15 protein-coding genes and 1 pseudogene are annotated in these 17,101 nt (G+C 61.0%); 5 read left to right on the forward strand and 11 right to left on the reverse strand.

All coding sequences use genetic code 11. The features are described from left to right. Positions 1–46 precede the first annotated feature (46 nt). On the forward strand, positions 47–2,332 hold the full coding sequence (locus ACXHRN_RS24285) for an NADP-dependent malic enzyme (protein ID WP_488638842.1): 2,286 nt from the start codon (positions 47–49) through the stop codon (positions 2,330–2,332). Here the strand turns inward: ACXHRN_RS24285 and ACXHRN_RS24290 are convergent. Next, positions 2,314–3,243 (reverse strand): LysR substrate-binding domain-containing protein, encoded by a 930-nt coding sequence (locus ACXHRN_RS24290; RefSeq protein WP_488638843.1) that lies wholly within the window; start codon positions 3,241–3,243, stop codon positions 2,314–2,316. The genes ACXHRN_RS24285 and ACXHRN_RS24290 overlap by 19 nt on opposite strands. A gap of 174 nt (positions 3,244–3,417) precedes the next feature. Between ACXHRN_RS24290 and ACXHRN_RS24295 the strand changes: the two genes are divergently transcribed. Continuing rightward, positions 3,418–3,591, forward strand: coding sequence for a hypothetical protein (locus ACXHRN_RS24295; RefSeq protein WP_488638844.1), 174 nt, complete (start codon positions 3,418–3,420; stop codon positions 3,589–3,591). Between the two features lie 76 nt (positions 3,592–3,667). Here ACXHRN_RS24295 and olsB read toward each other — a convergent pair whose 3' ends face one another. The 5 genes from olsB to ACXHRN_RS24320 form a co-directional block, all read right to left on the reverse strand. Then, positions 3,668–4,546, reverse strand: coding sequence for a l-ornithine N(alpha)-acyltransferase (gene olsB, locus ACXHRN_RS24300; RefSeq protein ID WP_488638845.1), 879 nt, complete (start codon positions 4,544–4,546; stop codon positions 3,668–3,670). A gap of 89 nt (positions 4,547–4,635) precedes the next feature. Next, positions 4,636–6,957 (reverse strand): hybrid sensor histidine kinase/response regulator, encoded by a 2,322-nt coding sequence (locus ACXHRN_RS24305; RefSeq protein WP_488638846.1) that lies wholly within the window; start codon positions 6,955–6,957, stop codon positions 4,636–4,638. Between the two features lie 60 nt (positions 6,958–7,017). After that, the gene (gene lspA / locus ACXHRN_RS24310) at positions 7,018–7,515 is read right to left on the reverse strand and encodes a signal peptidase II (RefSeq protein WP_488638847.1); all 498 of its coding nucleotides are present in this window, start codon (positions 7,513–7,515) and stop codon (positions 7,018–7,020) included. Continuing rightward, entirely contained in the window at positions 7,508–8,371 is an 864-nt protein-coding gene (locus ACXHRN_RS24315) for a TrmH family RNA methyltransferase (RefSeq protein WP_488638848.1), read from the reverse strand. The genes lspA and ACXHRN_RS24315 overlap by 8 nt, the downstream gene beginning before the upstream one ends. Next, positions 8,368–9,510 (reverse strand): class I SAM-dependent methyltransferase, encoded by a 1,143-nt coding sequence (locus ACXHRN_RS24320; RefSeq protein WP_488638849.1) that lies wholly within the window; start codon positions 9,508–9,510, stop codon positions 8,368–8,370. The genes ACXHRN_RS24315 and ACXHRN_RS24320 overlap by 4 nt, the downstream gene beginning before the upstream one ends. Positions 9,511–9,610: 100 nt before the next feature. On the opposite strand from ACXHRN_RS24320, the gene ACXHRN_RS24325 reads away from it, so the two are divergent. Together ACXHRN_RS24325 and ACXHRN_RS24330 are read left to right on the forward strand one after the other, a co-directional pair. After that, positions 9,611–10,060 (forward strand): SRPBCC family protein, encoded by a 450-nt coding sequence (locus ACXHRN_RS24325; RefSeq protein WP_488638850.1) that lies wholly within the window; start codon positions 9,611–9,613, stop codon positions 10,058–10,060. A gap of 38 nt (positions 10,061–10,098) precedes the next feature. Continuing rightward, positions 10,099–10,257: pseudogene (locus tag ACXHRN_RS24330) on the forward strand (transposase); the annotation flags it as partial. 43 nt (positions 10,258–10,300) lie between these two features. On the opposite strand, the gene ACXHRN_RS24335 reads toward ACXHRN_RS24330, so the two are convergent. Together ACXHRN_RS24335 and ACXHRN_RS24340 are read right to left on the reverse strand one after the other, a co-directional pair. Continuing rightward, positions 10,301–11,653 carry a sigma-54-dependent transcriptional regulator gene (locus ACXHRN_RS24335; RefSeq protein WP_488638851.1) on the reverse strand — a complete coding sequence of 451 codons (1,353 nt, stop codon included), beginning with the start codon at positions 11,651–11,653 and terminating at the stop codon, positions 10,301–10,303. 1 nt (position 11,654) lies between these two features. Beyond that, on the reverse strand, positions 11,655–13,499 hold the full coding sequence (locus ACXHRN_RS24340) for a sensor histidine kinase (protein WP_488638852.1): 1,845 nt from the start codon (positions 13,497–13,499) through the stop codon (positions 11,655–11,657). Positions 13,500–13,748: 249 nt separating this feature from the next. Between ACXHRN_RS24340 and ACXHRN_RS24345 the strand changes: the two genes are divergently transcribed. Then, a complete protein-coding gene (locus ACXHRN_RS24345) occupies positions 13,749–15,080 on the forward strand; it encodes a dicarboxylate/amino acid:cation symporter (protein WP_488638853.1) in 1,332 nt (443 codons plus the stop codon). 174 nt (positions 15,081–15,254) lie between these two features. On the opposite strand, the gene ACXHRN_RS24350 is transcribed toward ACXHRN_RS24345, so the two are convergent. The 3 genes from ACXHRN_RS24350 to ACXHRN_RS24360 form a co-directional block, all read right to left on the reverse strand. Next, the gene (locus ACXHRN_RS24350; RefSeq protein WP_488638854.1) at positions 15,255–15,539 is read right to left on the reverse strand and encodes a hypothetical protein; all 285 of its coding nucleotides are present in this window, start codon (positions 15,537–15,539) and stop codon (positions 15,255–15,257) included. 33 nt (positions 15,540–15,572) lie between these two features. After that, a complete protein-coding gene (locus ACXHRN_RS24355; RefSeq protein WP_488638855.1) occupies positions 15,573–16,298 on the reverse strand; it encodes a Crp/Fnr family transcriptional regulator in 726 nt (241 codons plus the stop codon). 192 nt (positions 16,299–16,490) lie between these two features. Continuing rightward, a complete protein-coding gene (locus tag ACXHRN_RS24360) occupies positions 16,491–16,979 on the reverse strand; it encodes a hemerythrin domain-containing protein (RefSeq protein WP_488638856.1) in 489 nt (162 codons plus the stop codon). Between the last annotated feature and the right edge of the window lie 122 nt (positions 16,980–17,101).

Here is a 17,101-nt window from a genome sequence, read left to right on the forward strand (position 1 = left end):
AGGCTCGGTCAAAAACCAACGTGCCCACAGAAGCTTGGGAGGAAGCATGGAATCGAACGAGAAGCGCGACCGGAGTCTGCCCACTGTCACCAGACAGGAGGCACTGGACTTCCACTCGCAGGGCCGACCGGGCAAACTTGAGATCACCCCCACGAAGCCGATGGCGACGCAGCGGGATCTGTCGCTCGCCTATTCGCCGGGGGTAGCCGAGCCCGTCAAGGCCATCGCCGCCGATCCATCCACCGCCTATGACTACACCGCTCGCGGCAACATGGTCGCGGTGATTTCCAACGGTACCGCCATCCTCGGCCTTGGCAATCTGGGCGCGTTGGCCTCCAAGCCGGTGATGGAAGGCAAGGCGGTGCTCTTCAAGCGGTTTGCCGATGTTGACGCCATCGACCTCGAGATCGATACCGAGAACGTCGACGAGTTCATCAATTGCGTGCGCTATCTCGGCCCGTCCTTCGGCGGCATCAATCTCGAGGATATCAAGGCGCCGGACTGTTTCGTGATCGAAAGCCGGCTGCGCGAGCTCATGGACATTCCGGTGTTTCATGACGACCAGCACGGCACGGCCATCATCGCTGCTGCCGGCCTGATCAATGCACTCGACCTTACCGGCCGCGACTACAAGACCACCAAGCTGGTCTGCAACGGCGCCGGCGCCGCCGCCATCGCCTGTATCGAACTGATCAAGGCCATCGGCTTCAACCCGGCCAACATCACGTTGTGCGACACCAAGGGTGTTGTCTACCAGGGCCGCACCGAGGGCATGAACCAGTGGAAATCGGCCCATGCCGTCAAGACCAAGGACCGGACGCTGACAGAAGCTATGAACGGCGCCGATGTCGTGCTCGGCCTGTCGGCCAAGGGCACACTGTCGGAAGAGATGATCCGTTCGATGGCGCCCAATCCGATCATCTTCGCTATGGCCAATCCCGATCCGGAAATCACGCCGGAGGAAGTCGCCCGCATTCGCGATGATGCGATCATGGCAACCGGCCGCTCGGACTATCCAAACCAGGTCAACAATGTGCTTGGCTTTCCCTACATCTTCCGCGGGGCGCTGGACGTGCGTGCCTCGACCATCAATGATGCGATGAAGATCGCCGCCGTCATGGCGCTTGCCAATCTCGCCAAGGAAGATGTACCCGACGATGTCGCCGCTGCCTATCAGGGCAACCGGCCGCGCTTCGGGCCGAATTACATCATCCCCGTGCCGTTCGACCCCAGGCTGATCTCGTCGATCCCGGTGGCGGTAGCAAAGGCTGCGATGGAATCGGGCGTGGCGCGCAAGCCGATTGCGGATCTCGATGCCTATGCCAGGCAATTGCGCGGCCGTCGCGATCCGATCGCCTCGACGCTGCAGCGTATCTACGATCGCGTCCGCCGCATGCCCAAGCGGGTGGTGTTTGCCGAGGCCGAGGAAGAGCAGGTGATGCGGGCGGCGATCGCCTATGTCAACCAGCAGCTCGGCACCGCCATCCTGCTGGGACGCGACGACATCATCCAGGCAACGGCTGAAAGGGCGGGGATCGATCTCAATCGGCCCGGCATCCAGCTGATCAACGCGCGCACATCGAAGCGGCGCGAGGTCTATATCGACTATCTCTATGCGCGGCTGCAGCGGAAGGGCTACCTCTATCGCGATGCGCAGCGGCTGATCAACACCGACCGCAACCACTTCGCCGCCTCGATGGTGGCGCTGGGCGACGCCGATGCGATGGTCACCGGTATCACCCGCAACTATTCCACGGCACTAGACGATATCAGGCGCTGTATCGACGCCAAGCCCGGTCACCGGGTGATCGGCGTGTCGCTGGCACTGTGTCGCGGCCGCAACGTGCTGGTTGCCGACACAGCCGTTCATGACATGCCGTCATCGGAAGAGCTTGCCGATATCGCCGAGGAAGCCGCCGGCCTCGCCCGTAAGCTGGGCTACGATCCGCGCGTGGCGATGCTGGCATACTCCACCTTCGGTCACCCAGAAGGCGAGCGCTCCGAACGGGTCCGCGAGGCCGTCAAAATCCTCGACAAGAGACGCGTCGATTTCGAGTATGACGGCGAGATGGCCGCCGACGTGGCCCTCAATCCGAAGCTGATGGAGCAGTATCCGTTCTGCCGATTGAAGGGACCGGCCAATGTGCTCGTGATGCCGGCGTTCCACTCAGCGTCCATCTCGACCAAGATGCTGCAGGAACTCGGCGGCTCGACCGTCATCGGTCCGCTGCTGGTCGGCCTCGACAAGCCGGTGCAGATCGCCTCGATGGGCGCCAAGGATTCCGACATCGTCAATATGGCGGCGATCGCGGCCTATAATGCCGGGACGTGAGACCTGTCAAAATACGCATCGAGCGCATCCATGCTCGATGCCAGTTCCTTGCGCAGCCACGTCTTGAAGACCTTGACCTTGTGGCTCTCGCGCTGGTCCCTGGCGGTGACGAAATAGTGGCCGAAGCCCGTTCGGGCGCGGATCTTGAAGGGCGCGACGAGACGGCCCTCGCAAATCGCATCCGACGTCAGCGTCTGCCAGGCAAGCATGACGCCCTGTCCGGCCATGACCGCGTCGATACACAGCGACGCCTCATTGAAAAAATGCCGCGCATTGATCGTCTCGCCGGCAAGGCCCGCCTGGTCAAGCCAGACATCCCAGCCGAACATCGCCTTGGAATCGATCACCGCCGGCAGCGCAAGAATATCGCGTGGGCTCTTCAATTCGGCGGCCAGCGATGGCGCGACCACCGGAAACACCTCCTGAGGCAGGATGAGTTCGGCAACGACATCCGGCCAATCGCCCTTGCCGACCCGGATGCCGAGGTCGATATCGGAGATCGCGGGGTCGACGAGCCTCATCGTCGCGTCGATCCTGAGCACGATATCCGGAAACTGCCGCGCGAAACTCTCCAGCCGGCGCACCAGCCAGCGGGCGGCAAACACGGGCGCTACCGAAATCGTCAGGCAGTTGTTGTCGCGCCGCTGGGCGAGCGCTACGGCCTCGGACATTTTCGCAAAGCTGTCGCTGAGGCGCGCGAGCACCGGCCGTCCGATATCCGTCGGCACCAGGCCCTTCGGGCGCCGTTCGAACATCAGGTGACCGAGCTGCGCCTCGGCTTTCGATATCTGCTGGCTGACGGCACCGACCGACACACCGAGCTCATCCGCGGCGGCCTGCAGGGAACCGAGACGACCAACCGTTTCAATAGCGCGCAGGCCATTGAGGTGCACGAGATTCAAATTCTTCATTTAGCTTTTCTAAAGCAGACACCATTTTTTCTCAATTGAATAAGTAGACGGTGAAGCCGATATCTGAACCATGCAGGAGACACCCAAACGAGGTGAGTCACCATGGTTACAGCGCAGAATTCTCAAACGCCTAAATCACTCATCGCAATTGCAGCCCGCGTGACAGGAGCAACGATGATGATGACCAGATTGAAATACATGATCCGCCGGCTGGGCGAGACCGAATATGACGGCGGTACCGATACGTTCCGCGATCCGCTTGCGCATCCCGCGCTGAAGGTGATGTCGTCGCGCGAGCTCGCCGACTTGCCGTTTCCCCGTCCGGCAAGCAGGAACCGCTGCCGTTAGATCCTTAGCCGGCTGAATAAAAAACCGGAGCTACCGGGGATGGCCGCTCCGGACCTGCTGAAGGAGGGGTGGATGTTCAGCAGGCAAAACGTTGCGCATCCGCGCCGTAGTGATTGACATAGCGGCCGGAGATGCTCTCGATCGGCAGCACGACCAGCACGTCGGTCGTGCCGAAGGCTTCATCGACCACCGCGCCTTCGCCGATCATCGCGCCGAGGCGCAAGTAGCCCTTGATCAACGGCGGCATGGCGACCAGCGCCCGCTTGGCATTGACCGCTTCAGTCGGCATCAGGTCCATGTTGCGGCCAAGGCCGGCCTGGGCCTTGACGGACCAGCCGCCGGTTGCCAGCGAATTGTGATGCAGGAACGACAGCGGCAGCGCGTGCAGTTCCGGGAAACGGCCATGGAACGAGGCGCAGCCGAACATCACGTCGAGTCCATGCTTCAGCGCATAGGCCCAGTTGCCCTGCCAGAGCAGTTCGACGGTGCGCTTGGTGCGATAGGGCGCCAGCACGCATGAACGGCCGAGTTCCATGAAATTCTTGCCGGGATTGCGCGCGATCAGTGGCGCGATGTCGAATTCCGACGCCGAATAGAAGCCGGAGTGGCGCATCGCCACTTCCTGCCGCAGCAAGCGGTAGGTCGCGACGATCTGGTCGGCCGAATCACCTTCGATCGCGGTATCGAGCACGATCAGGTGATCGCAGATTTCATCGAAAGCGTCATAGTCGCGCCTGGCCCGCATGGCCTCGACGGGCAGTTCGGCGCCCATTTCCTCGACGAAAACCCGGTAGCGGATGACCTGCGCCGCTTCGATTTCAGCGCGCGTGGTGGCAAGGCGCGTCACAAGCGAACCGATACGGCCCATGACGGCTTCGGACCGGCCAGGCAATGCAATGCGGCTTTCCATGGGAGAGGCTATTTCCGCTTTCTGCTCGAAAAGCTCCAGTGTCATGACCCGCATCCTTCTATCAGCGATGCGGCTCTATAACCATAGCTCTGAGACAGGATGATGACAGTTGCAAGGTGAGATAGTTACCCGGCTCACGCGGACCGGGCGCGCTCGCCTGCAAGATGTTCGATCGCTCCGTTGAGGATCTTGGGGCCGGCTGGCTTGACCAGAACGAGATCGGCGCCGGCCGCCAGCAGATTGCGGCGGGTGTCATCGCTGCCGTCGGCGGTCAGCACGAGAATCGGCATGCGCCGACGGTCGTCCAGCCGCTCGCGCTTGCGCGTCGCCTCGATGAATTCTTCGCAGGTACCGCCCGGCATGGAGTGGTCGGTTAGCACAATGTCCGTGTCGCCTTCGGCCAATCCGGCCTCAAGCGCCGAGAATGTCTCCGTCAGCCGCACCCGATGACCCGAGCGCTCCAGCAGCGCCTGCGAGATCATCGCATTGACCGGATCATCCTCGCCGAGCAGGATGGAAAGCCCCTGCTTCGCATCGGTCGTTTCCGGCGCGCGCTCGTCCTCTGTCGGTTCGGCCGGGAGGACGGGAAATGCCTCCCGCTTGACGGGCCGAGGTTCGAGACCCTTCAGTTTGCCGGTCAACACGTCGATCAGGGATTGCTCGCGCAGCGGCCGGATCAGCCAGCTGTCATAGCTGCTGCCGGACATGCGCGCCGGCCGCGATTCGGGATTGACCAGGAAAATCCGCTTGGCGCTGGCGAGCCCCGGTTCGTGGCTCAGAGTATCGGCAAAATCCGCGTCCAGCCGATGATCGATGATGATCGCAGAGAAAGGCCCACGTGTTTCGATTGCCTGACGGGCCTCGCTCAAATCGGCCGCAAGGACAATGCTTGCGCCCAGCCCAATCATGGTCTCGCAAAGCGCAGCCGCAGCCGGACCGCGCGGCGCAAACAGCAAGATACTGGCGCCGGAGAGCTCATGGCCGTCGCGCATCGGCCGCGCATCCCTGCCGACCGGCAGCCGGATCAGGAATGTACTGCCCTCGCCGATCGTGCTTTCAACGGAAAGGCCGCCGCCAATTTCCGCCATGATGCGCGCCGAAATCGCCAGGCCGAGGCCAACACCACCTTCGCGCAGCCGGCTGAGATTGCCCTGCTCGAACTCCCCGAAGATGCGCTGCATCTCGGCTTCGTTCATACCCGGCCCGCTATCCTTGACCCGGATGACCAGCATCTCGTTTTCCAGTGCGGCCTTGACCAGCACGCCGCCAGCCTCGGTGAATTTCACCGCATTGCCGATGACATTGTAGAGCACCTGACGGAAACGCGCGGGATCGAAGGTCAGCACTTCGGGCAAGCTCACCGATATCGTCGAGCCGATCTCGATGCCCTTGGCATGGGCGCGGCTCGACAGCATCTCCACCGTGTTCTCGATCAGCGACCGGATGGCCTCGTCCTTCAGATGCAGCTGGAACCGGCCCGCGGCTATAGTGGAAAAGTCCAGCAGGTCCTCGACCAGTTGGACGAGGGCGGCACCCGATTGACGAAGGCCGTCGAGATAGTTCATCTGTTCGGGCAAGAGTTTGGTGCCGGCCAGCAGATGACCCATGCCGAGCAGGCCGCTGAGCGGCGTGCGGATTTCGTGGCTGACCGTGGCGATCAACCTCGACTTGCGATCGCTTTCGTCCTGCGCCTTGAGCCTCGCCTGCTCTCGACGTGCCGCCTCCTGGCGGTCCTCCGTCACATCACGCGCGACGCTCTGGATGACCAGATCGCCAAACACGGGATCGCGCATCACCACATCCTGCCAGAAGTAGATGCGCGCGCCGGACGTTGTCGTGAATTCCACATCGTAGCAATGTTCTGCGATACCCGGCCGGAAGCGTATCCGCAGTTCCTCGCAGGTTCGTCCTTCGGGTCGCGGCTGGCCGGTGATCTCGCGAAAGACCCGGTTGGCCGACAGGATGAGACCATCAAGGCTGCGGCTAAGGACAATTTCGCCCAAGGCATCATGAACGGAACTGAAGGGCAGAACGGCGCCCGGGATCACCCGGCTGCGAAGTTGCCATTCGGGCTGCCGCGCCTCGAACAGCGGGAAGTCGTCATGCCCCCTCGCGGTGCTCGCGGAATCCAGTTTTTGCGCGTAGAAGTAAAGACCCGCAGCAATAGCGCCGGCACCCAGGCAAACGGTGACGATGACATAGCCCGCATCCAGGTGAACATAGAGCGCCAGCATCAGCACCAGCAATCCGCCAGAGATCAGCATGTAGGGGAACAGGTTTTCTTTTTCGCCCCGATCGGCATGCGGCGGAAGCGGGCCTGCGGGACGCCGAACCGGCCTTTCCGGAACATGCCTGGGCTTCGAATCGCGATCGTCCGGCGTCCCTGGGGTGGAGTGGGGGGCCGGCTCATTGAACGCGATCGCAACGCGGTGTTGAAGTTTCTTGGCTTCGTTCATGCCCCGGTTTTAGCATGAGGCGACTTACAAAGCCTTGCGGAGTGTTGTTAACGAATCGTCTCAGCTCTGTCCGGCAGGCTTGTGATGCAGGAAGATTTCGGAGAAACCAACCGCTACGGCGCCCAGGGTAATGAGGCTGTCGGCCAGGTTGAACACGGCAAATGACCACGTTTCGGTGTAAAACAGCACGTAGTCGACCACGTGTCCATAAATGAAACGATCGACGATATTGCCCACCGCGCCGGCGACGATCATCGCAAATCCGAGATGCATCAGGTTGGCCGACCGGCTCGCCCCCTTCCACCACCAGAAGATGAAGGCGACGATCAGCAGCCGCATCGCAACGATCGCCCAGCCGCTCATGCCGGAAAGGAAGGAGAAGGCCACGCCCTCGTTCCAGGTGCGATAGAGCGCGAGATAGGGAATGACCGGAACCGCCTCTTGGAACGGCAACATCACCTCGACCAGATATTTGATCAACTGGTCGATCAGCACCATCGCGACGATAAATACACCGGCCAGCCACGGACGAGCAAAAAGCGCTGTCTTCTCAGGCATCGGCATCGCCGAGGGTCAGGAGATGGCGGCGTGCCTCAAACAGCATGACTGCCGTAGCGACCGCAAGGTTGAGTGAGTCGGCGCGTCCTTGTTGCGGGATGCGCACCTTGGTGGTGGCGGCCTCGGCGAGATCGTCGGGCAGGCCGGCCTGCTCGTTGCCCATCAGCAGCACGACGGGCCTCGATTTGTAATCGGCGGTTCGGTAGTCGATCGCGCCCTTGAGGTGGGTGGCAACCATGTTGGTGCCGGATGTCTTTTGCCATTTGACGAATTCAGCGGCGGTGGCGCGGACAAGCGGCATCGAGAAGACCGAGCCCATGGTCGCCCGCACGGTCTCGAGCGAGAACGGATCGGTGGTCTCTCCGACCAGGATGACGCCGGACGCGCCAGAGGCATCGGCGGTGCGGATGATGGTGCCGAGATTGCCGGGGTCGCGCACGCGGTCAAGCGCCACCCAGGTCTCGCCCTGCTTCGGCTTGATATCGGCAAGCGTGTGCCAGCGGGATTCGAAGATGCCCACCACCATCTGCGGATTGTCGCGCCGCGTAACAGACGACAACACCTTTTCGGTGACTTCGAGCACGAGGCCACCTGTGGCGATCGTCCGCGAGGCCGCCTTTTCGATCAGCGGCTTGCCGATGCCCGCCTTGGAATACATCAGGGTATCGATCTTCCAGCCGGTTTCCAGCGCATCGAGCACAAGCTTCAGGCCCTCGGCCATGAAGGTGCCGCTACGCTCGCGGTTCTTCTTTTCGCTGAGTGCCTTGATGTCCTTGATGATCGGATTGGCAAGCGAGGTGATCTCCTTGACCTGCCCCGGCCGGCGCGGACCGTCGTCATTGTTTCTCTGGGTCATGCTCTTGTCCAGCGGCTGAAGAGGGAGGTGGACAGCGCGCGCGCTGCCTGATCTGGCATGGTGGGATGCTCGCGAATGATCAGTTCGCCGGATTCGACCAGACCGCCCATGCCACGCATCGTCTCCATCATCAGTTCATGCATGGAATAAAAGCTGGCGCGGATCGAATAGGCCGTCAGCACCAGGCCGATCGGCTTGGGCGACAGCAAGTCACGGCAGATGTCGAGCATGACAGGCAGGTGGTCGAACAACTGCCAGACCTCACCGTCCGGGCCGCGGCCGAACTTCGGCGGATCGGTGAGGATGATGTCATAGGTGTTGCCGCGGCGTCGTTCGCGTTCGATGAATTTCATCGCATCGTCGAGGATCCAGCGGATCGGCCGATCGGTGAGCCGCGCCAGAGTCTGGTTCTCCTTGGCCCAGTTGATGGCTTTCTTCGAAGCATCGACATGGGTCACTTCCGCGCCAGCCTCTGCAGCGATCAGCGAGGCGACGCCGGTGTAGCCGAAAAGATTGAGCACTTTGGGCTTGCCGCCACGTGCGCGGATCTGCTCGGCCATCCACGACCAGTGGACGATCTGCTCGGGAAAGACGCCTGTGTGCCGAAACGATGTGAAGCGGCCGAAGAAATCGACGCCCAGCAATTTCATCGGCCAGGTCTCACCATAGGCTTCGCGCGGAAAGCGCCAGCGGCCCATGCCTTCCTCGTCGGTGTCGCCGGTGAACACCGCATCGGCCTTGTCCCAGGCGCTTTCGGGAAGAGCTTTCGGCCAGAGTGCCTGTGCCTCCGGGCGGACAACAGAGATATCCCCGTAGCGCTCAAGCTTGACGCCGGCGCCGGAATCGAGAAGCCGGTAGCCTTCCTCACCAGCCGTTTCCAGGATGACGGGTGTCTTTTCCGCAGGACGTGCCCCATCGCGCCGTGGCAGGGTGATCTGGGCTGCAGGTGCGGCTTCACGCTCGCGCCTGGGGCGCGGCTCATCGGCCGGTGGCGCTTCTTTCTTCGGACGTTCCGTTGGCCGCGGCTTGGCGCTATAGGAGGCGGCCGGCCGGGCGCTGGCGCGGTTGTCCGGTCGGTTGCCCGAGGGCTTTGTCCCGCGCGGGTGGTTCTTGCTCTTCACGCTGTCTCGTTTTCTCATTTATGCGACATCGGCGATGAAATAGCACCGCTCGGCCTCTTGGCAAAGCGCTTTGACGGCGGCAATAAGAACGAAAGCACGACAGAACAGGGAGAACACCATGGAAATGTCCGGAGAAGAGCGGATTGCTGCCAGCAGGGAACAGGTCTGGGCCGCGCTCAACGACGCCGATATCCTCCGGCGCTGCATTCCTGGATGCGAGACACTCGAAGCAAGCTCGCCAACCGAATTCACCGCAACGGTGAAAATCAAGATCGGCCCGGTCTCCGCCTCGTTCAAGGGCAATGTGTCGCTCTCCAACCTCAACCCGCCGGAAAGCTACACGATTTCGGGCGAAGGATCGGGCGGCATTGCCGGCTTTGCCAAGGGTGGCGCTGATGTCGTGCTAACCGAGGAGGGCGAGGAGACGGTGCTGACCTACAAGACGACAGCCAAGATCGGCGGCAAGCTGGCCATGCTCGGCTCACGATTGATCGATTCTTCATCGAAGAAGCTAGCAGGGCAATTCTTCGAAAAGCTCACCAAGGTGATCAACAAGGGCTCCGCCTGACCCAGTCCACACTTTGGCACTTCAACGGGGTGCTATGGATGGTGGAGGAGGATATTGCACTGACGGATTGGCTGAAGCCATTCGTGGAAACGCTTGGTCACAAGAAGCGGCGGCAGATGTGCCCGGTGTATATTTCGGATCTCATCGGACCTGGTGATCGCAAGAGTATTGAGCCGATGGCGGAACGCCTCGCGCCGGATAATCTGAAGGGTTCTAACGTCTCTTCGGCATGCGACCGAATCAATCGTCGCGCAACGCGTATTCCGACCGGTTGATACCATGGCGCAGAAGCTTGTCGTAGAAGGTCTTGCGGGCAATGCCGAGTGCCATGATCGTCTGTCGCACATCGCCCTGATGGAGAGCCAGCACTTCACGAATGATCTCGGCCTCGTGGCGTTCGAGGCGCTCGGGCAACGTGGAACTCGGATTGTCGACAAGCGGTGCCCTTACCGGCTCGTTGCTTTCCAGGCCCAGCACGAACCGTTCGGCAAAGTGCGACAGTTCACGAACATTGCCCATCCAGTCGCGCTTTTGCAGCTGGTCGAGCAGCCCCCGGGAAACCTCCGGAATCTGCTTTTTGAAACGCCGTGCCGCGCGCTCGGCAAAATAGGTGAACAACAACGGGATATCGTCACGACGTTCCCTGAGCGGCGGGATGGAGATCGTCACCACATTCAGCCGATAATAAAGATCTTCGCGGAAATCAGCGCGCGCAGCTGGGTCCGACAGATCGACCTTGGCGGCCGCCACCACCCTGAGATCGACAGACCTGACCTCGTTTGTCCCGAGCGGGGTGATTTCGCGCATTTCCAGCACCCGCAGCATTTTGACCTGAGTGGAGAGCGGCATGCTCTCGATCTCGTCGAGAAACAGCGTGCCGCCACTGGCATGCTCGATGCGGCCGATGCGCTTCTTCTGGGCGCCGGTGAAGGCGCCAGCCTCGTGTCCGAAAAGCTCGCTTTCGATGACGGTCTCGGGCAGGGCGCCGCAATTCAACGCCACGAAATGACCGCGGCTGCGGCGGCTCCAGCGATGCAGCAGGGTGGCGACCACTTCTTTGCCGCTGCCGGTCTCGCCCCTGACGAGGACATCGACATCGGTGTTGGCGATCTGACGCAAGGTGTGGCGCAGCCGGGCCATGGACGTCGTCTGACCCAGCAATGGCATATCGTCGTCGGCTGTATCGATAGCATGCCGCAAGGCCCGGTTCTCCAGCACCAGCGTGCGTTTTTCCTGCGCGCGCCTGAGGCTCTGCACCAGGCGCTCGGCCGCAAAAGGCTTGGTGATGAAGTCGTAGACACCGTCCTGGATCGCCTGTACCGCCATCGGTATATCGCCGTGACCGGTAATGAGGATGACAGGCAAGTCCTGATCCATGGACCGGATGCGCTCGAACAGTTGCAGCCCGTCGATCTCCGGCATGCGGATATCGCTGACCACCACGCCCGGAAAATCTGGCGGCAGCGCGGCGAGTGCATCAGTCGCTCGTGCAAAGGCAGTCACTGCAAATCCCGCAAGTTCAAGTGTCTGCGCGGTCGCCCTGCGCAAGTCCTTGTCGTCGTCGACCAGAATGACCGAGTTTACAGGATCCATGTCAGGCCTTTTTCAGGTGGATAGTGAAGCATGTGCCGCCGCCATTGCTTTTCACGTCGATGCTGCCGCCGTAGTCGGCGAGGATTTCCTTGCTGATCACCAGGCCGAGGCCAAGACCGCGCTCTTTTGATGTGTTGAAGGGGGTAAACAGCACGTCGAGAATCTCCGGCGGAATCCCCGGGCCATTGTCGGCGATCGTGATTGTAACGCCCAGCGATGCCTCCTCCGCCCGCACCTCGATCCGGCCGGGTGTCGTGTTCTCCAGAGCTTCCAAAGCATTCTGGAAGAGATTGATAAACACCTGTTCCAGCCGAATGCGATTGCCCAGAACCTTGAGCTCGGCGGGCGGAAGACGAATGTCGAGCGCTTCCATCCGGCCCGCAAATCGGCTGCGCAACAGCACGACGGCGCCTTCGATGACATCGCGCAAGGCGATTGGTTCCGGTGCGGTGCGGCCTTTGCGGGCGAATGCCCTGAGTTCGTCGGTGATCGCGCCGATGCGCTCCGTTAGCGCGGCAATCGATGTGAGGTTTTCGACGACCGGCGCCGTCTGGCTGCGCTCGAGGAAGACGCGGGCATTGTCGGCATAGGCGCGAATGGTGGCGACCGGCTGGTTGATCTCGTGCGCGACGCCGGCCGCGACCTGGCCCAAAATGGCAAGCCGATTTGCCGCCACCAGTTCCTGCTGCACGCCCTGCAGCTTTTCCTCGGTGCTTCGGTGCTCCGATATCTCGATTTCGAGCCGGTCACGCGCGCGGGTGAGAGCCTCAGTGCGCTCCAGCACGCGCTGTTCCAGATTTTCTCGCGCCTGCAACTCACGCGCCAGTCGCAGAGCTGCAGCCTGCCGGCGCCACAGAACCAGCGCGGCGAGCAGAAACAGCGGTATCAGGCCGGCAGACGCGGCCAACATCGCCTGGCGCATGCCGGCGGACAATGCAGGTTCGAGCGGCAGGAGATACTGAAGCGCCCATGGCGTGGTCGCAACCGGTGCGGCAAGGCGAAGGAATGCGCTCTCGCCCGTGCCGGGCAACACCGCCCGCAGTTCGACCGCGTCGGTGGCAAGCACGGCCTGCTCCCAAAACGGCAATGGCTGCAAGGGGGCGTCGCCGAACTGCAGGCTGCTGCGAATAGTCGACAGACGGTCCGCGGCGAGCGGCTGGATGGTCATGAAACGCCAGGAGGGAATGCTGGTGACCAACACGACGCCGCGATCGTCGATAATATAGGTCGGCCGGCCAGTGTCGCGCCAATCTGCTTCAAGCTGATCGAATTCCATTTTCACGACCACAACGCCCAACGGCGTCTCAGTCGCGCCGACCCGCCGCGAGATGTAAAGGCCCGGCCGCTTGCTGACGCTGCCCAGGGCGAAATGTTCGGCGATGCCGGACTTCATGGCGCCACGGAAGTATTCCCGGAACGTGTAGTCGTTGCCGACGAAGCTCAACGGCTCCTGCCAGTTGCTCGACGCGATGGCGATCCCATTCGTGCCGATGACATAGATCACGGCGGCTTTGGTGTCCTTGATCAGTCCTTCCAGCTTGCGATTCAGCTTGTCGATCGCCGATGGGCTTTTCGTCGCAAGCGCATCGGTGATGTCGCGATCCTGCGAGAGCACCAGCGACAGCGCGCGCGGACGCTCCAGCACGGCGCGCAGCAAGGCTACCTTCAGATTGGCTTCCGTTCGTCCCTGCTCTTCGAGAGCTGTAATTGCCGACGATCGACCAAATTCCCGCGATGCAAAGGCTGTGACGCCAGCGGCAAGCAGCAGGGCGACAGCGAACCACAGCCAGGCGTGTCGCGCCCGGCGTTGCAGATTCCCCAGACTTCCCTTGGTCGATCCCGACATATTCGACATCGCTTATTGTGTGCATGGTTTCACACGGATGGCAATGTCTTTTGTGTGTAAATCCGCACAAATGCCGTCAGCGAGTTTTGAAATCTTGAAATAAATAACGCTAATTCAATTGCTTGCGTATCCGGAACGCACTTGGCACGCCAGTTGCAAACTCCATCCTGACAGCCAGGAGGCTGTCAACCTGTCAACGATTTTGCTCCGGGAGGCCAGATATCTGGTTGGGGCATGGTGGAGGATAGCATGGACGCATCATTCGCAACCGCGGAACCCCGCGGCAAGCTGCCGCTTTATCGGCAACTCTATGTGCAGGTTCTCGTCGCCATCGCGGCGGGCATCCTGCTCGGACATTTCTACCCCCAGATTGGGGAAAGCCTGAAGCCACTCGGCGACGCCTTCATCAAGCTGGTGAAGATGATTATCGCCCCTGTAATCTTTCTGACAGTCGCTACCGGCATCGCCGGCATGTCGGACCTGCAAAAGATCGGCCGTGTCGCCGGCAAGGCGATGATCTACTTCCTGACCTTCTCGACGCTGGCGCTGGCCGTCGGACTCGTCGTGTCGAATGTCATCCAGCCTGGTGCCGGCATGCATATCGATGTATCGACGCTCGATACATCCAAGGTGACCGATTACGCCGCAAAGGCGCATGATCAGAGCGTCGTCGGCTTCCTGATGGAGATCATCCCGAGCACGATCGTCGGCGCATTCGCGGAAGGCAACATCCTGCAGGTGCTGTTCTTCTCTGTTCTGTTCGGTGTAGCGCTCGCCATGGTCGGCGATCGTGGCCGACCCGTCGTCGATTTCCTGCAGAGCCTGACGGTTCCGATCTTCCGGCTGGTGGCAATCCTGATGAAGGCCGCGCCGATCGGTGCGTTTGGCGCCATGGCCTTCACCATCGGCAAATATGGCGTCGGCTCGATTGCCAATCTGGCAATGCTGATCGGCACGTTCTATTTCACCGCAATCTTCTTCGTTGTCGTCGTCCTCGGCGCTGTCGCCCGCTACAACGGCTTCTCCATCCTGGCGCTGATCCGCTATATCAAGGAAGAGCTCTTGCTGGTGCTCGGCACCTCGTCTTCGGAAGCAGCCCTTCCGGGTCTCATGAACAAGATGGAGCAGGCCGGCTGCAAGCGCTCGGTCGTCGGCCTGGTCATTCCGACCGGCTACTCGTTCAATCTTGACGGTACCAACATCTATATGACGCTGGCCGCGCTGTTCATCGCCCAGGCAACGGATACGCCACTGTCCTTCGGCGACCAGATCCTGCTGTTGCTCGTCGCGATGTTGAGCTCCAAGGGTGCGGCCGGCATCACCGGCGCCGGCTTCATTACCCTCGCAGCAACTTTGTCCGTGGTCCCGACCGTGCCTGTCGCCGGCATGGCGTTGATCCTCGGCATCGACCGCTTCATGTCGGAATGCCGGGCACTGACCAACTTCATCGGCAATGCGGTCGCCACCGTCGTGGTGGCGCGCTGGGAAGGTGAGCTTGATCAGGAGAGGTTTGCCGCTGCACTCGCGGGTAAGGATCTCCCGAATGCCGCGGGCGTCCCAAGTGCATTGCCGGCGGAGTGATCAGCCGTTGTATCATCAGTGGATCCCCGCTGCTCATACGATCAGCGGGGATCCACTCTGAAACAACTTTGATTCGACCGGCACAAGTCCCTCACGCCCATCCGGCAGGTTTGGAATGGCTCGGGCTCTATAGCAAGAATTATAGCTGAGTTGGTCTGATGGCTTGAGAAAAGCTCAGCCGTTCGCCCGTCTCTCGGTGTGTTTCAACGTTCTGATCACTTCGCTCGCGATGCGGGCGCAATCGGCGTCTGATCGCCGAAGATCGGGGTCCTGAGCAATGCGGGTGCGGGCGAGTTCGTGGTTGATATGCGCCAGCATGGAGGAACTGACCATGTCGAGTTCCTGGGCAATCTGGCTTTCACCTTTCTCTTCGAGCTTCAGGACGTTGTTGGATATGATGGTCAGTGGTGTCTTCAGGCCATGAGCAAGGTCCGAAGCCCGCGCGCGAGCTTTCTGCATGGCCACGACGATCATAACCCGCGACGGACTAGCTCATTCGTGATTTCCGGAAGCTTTGGCCAAGCGCGCCCTCGACGGTACGGTGACGCAGCGGCTATGCGCGACTTTGATGATTCCGTCGTTTCGCAGCCGAGTCATTTGGCGACTGACCGTTTCGATGGTGAGTCCGAGGAAGTCGCCCATGTCCTGGCGCGTCAGGGGCAGGTCGAAGCAAATTCCGTCACTGTTCAGCGTATCGAAGTGCGAGGCAATGAGATTCAGAAAGCTCGCAACCCTTTCACGGGCCGTCTTGCGGCCGAGCGTGAGCATCCAGTCGCGAGCTTCGTCGAGTTCTGTAAGTGCCTGATTGTAAAGCTTGTGTTCCAGATCCGGATTGTTTGCCATAAGCCGGTCGAGTGCCGGTTTGGAGACGGTGCAGATTTCCATATCGGTCGCCGCCTCGGCGGTGATCGCGCTTTCGTCCGCAAAGGGGCGGCCAATGAAATGCGGCGCAAACTGCAATCCCACGATCTGCTGGCGACCGTCTGCCATGATCTTTGTCAGCTTGATCACGCCCCGGAGGATATTGGCGTAGCTTTGGATCTGATCGCCCTGGCCATGCACCTCTGCACCGGTTGGAATGACCTTGCGCGATGTGAAGCGGTTCAGTTCGGTCAGGTCGGCGGCGGTCATGGCGGCACAAACGCCGTCCCTCCGGGCACCGCAGCCCTGACACTGTGCAGGGACTTGTGAGCGAATGTCTCTGGAATGCATGTTCATAAAAGTGCCCCTGGCTCCAGCGCCCTGTGCCGCGCCTGCGTGGACATTGGCGTTTGGTCGAAACGCCTTCACCCACGCATGCCGCTATACTAATCAATCCCCTTTGGGATGTGATTGATCTGAATCAATTCGTCACTCATTTCTCGATCGGATGTCGCGTAGGCCCACAGGGCACCGGCCGGCGAGCCTTATCTAGTGAAGCACGCCGTGCGATCCACTCGCGGCCGCAAAAAAGCTCTGCTCGAAGGCCACATGCCGCCGCAATGCCTCGAAAAAACCGCGCAGCATGTAGCCGGTGGTTTCCATGTTTAGATCGGTACCGCCCGCGCTGAGATATTTCAGACGCTCGACAAGATCTTCGGCATAGCTTTCGTCCGTCATGTGCTCGAGCTTCAGTCTCTCGATGGTAGCGATCAGCTCATCTTCGTTCGCAGCGACGCTCCTTGCCTCGGGAAAGAAACTGTCTTCCTCGAAGCGATGAATTTCCTTTATGAGGTTTCCCAGCCCCCGCGCGGCACGCAGGCAAGCGGCATGGTCGATATTCGACGGAAGAGAATCGGCGATCTCTTCGAGCTCGTCGCAGAGCCGCAATTGCAAGGACTGGCCGAGCTTCCATCTTGCCTCGCGTGGCAATCTCGCGCTCATGCGCCAATCCTCGATCGCTGCGACATTGTCAGTCATCGCTCTTACCCCAATGCCTAATGTGCGCTCATTGTCGCCAGCCAAGCCGAATCCGCTTTGATCTAGATCAAGGCCGATCCGAGCGAAAACATGGGATGGCAGGTGCAGGGACGCTGCCGACT

The sequence above is a fragment of the Shinella sp. OV683 genome, from assembly GCF_057787725.1.

What these genes read in the sequence shown, in the direction of transcription:
- ACXHRN_RS24285 (WP_488638842.1), top strand. Translation starts at nt 47, where the DNA reads ATGGAATCGAACGAGAAGCGCGACCGGAGTCTGCCCACTGTCACCAGA.
- ACXHRN_RS24290 (WP_488638843.1), bottom strand. Translation starts at nt 3,243, where the DNA reads ATGAAGAATTTGAATCTCGTGCACCTCAATGGCCTGCGCGCTATTGAA.
- ACXHRN_RS24295 (WP_488638844.1), top strand. Translation starts at nt 3,418, where the DNA reads ATGATGATGACCAGATTGAAATACATGATCCGCCGGCTGGGCGAGACC.
- olsB (WP_488638845.1), bottom strand. Translation starts at nt 4,546, where the DNA reads ATGACACTGGAGCTTTTCGAGCAGAAAGCGGAAATAGCCTCTCCCATG.
- ACXHRN_RS24305 (WP_488638846.1), bottom strand. Translation starts at nt 6,957, where the DNA reads ATGAACGAAGCCAAGAAACTTCAACACCGCGTTGCGATCGCGTTCAAT.
- lspA (WP_488638847.1), bottom strand. Translation starts at nt 7,515, where the DNA reads ATGCCTGAGAAGACAGCGCTTTTTGCTCGTCCGTGGCTGGCCGGTGTA.
- ACXHRN_RS24315 (WP_488638848.1), bottom strand. Translation starts at nt 8,371, where the DNA reads ATGACCCAGAGAAACAATGACGACGGTCCGCGCCGGCCGGGGCAGGTC.
- ACXHRN_RS24320 (WP_488638849.1), bottom strand. Translation starts at nt 9,510, where the DNA reads ATGAGAAAACGAGACAGCGTGAAGAGCAAGAACCACCCGCGCGGGACA.
- ACXHRN_RS24325 (WP_488638850.1), top strand. Translation starts at nt 9,611, where the DNA reads ATGGAAATGTCCGGAGAAGAGCGGATTGCTGCCAGCAGGGAACAGGTC.
- ACXHRN_RS24335 (WP_488638851.1), bottom strand. Translation starts at nt 11,653, where the DNA reads ATGGATCCTGTAAACTCGGTCATTCTGGTCGACGACGACAAGGACTTG.
- ACXHRN_RS24340 (WP_488638852.1), bottom strand. Translation starts at nt 13,499, where the DNA reads ATGTCGGGATCGACCAAGGGAAGTCTGGGGAATCTGCAACGCCGGGCG.
- ACXHRN_RS24345 (WP_488638853.1), top strand. Translation starts at nt 13,749, where the DNA reads ATGGACGCATCATTCGCAACCGCGGAACCCCGCGGCAAGCTGCCGCTT.
- ACXHRN_RS24350 (WP_488638854.1), bottom strand. Translation starts at nt 15,539, where the DNA reads ATGCAGAAAGCTCGCGCGCGGGCTTCGGACCTTGCTCATGGCCTGAAG.
- ACXHRN_RS24355 (WP_488638855.1), bottom strand. Translation starts at nt 16,298, where the DNA reads ATGAACATGCATTCCAGAGACATTCGCTCACAAGTCCCTGCACAGTGT.
- ACXHRN_RS24360 (WP_488638856.1), bottom strand. Translation starts at nt 16,979, where the DNA reads ATGACTGACAATGTCGCAGCGATCGAGGATTGGCGCATGAGCGCGAGA.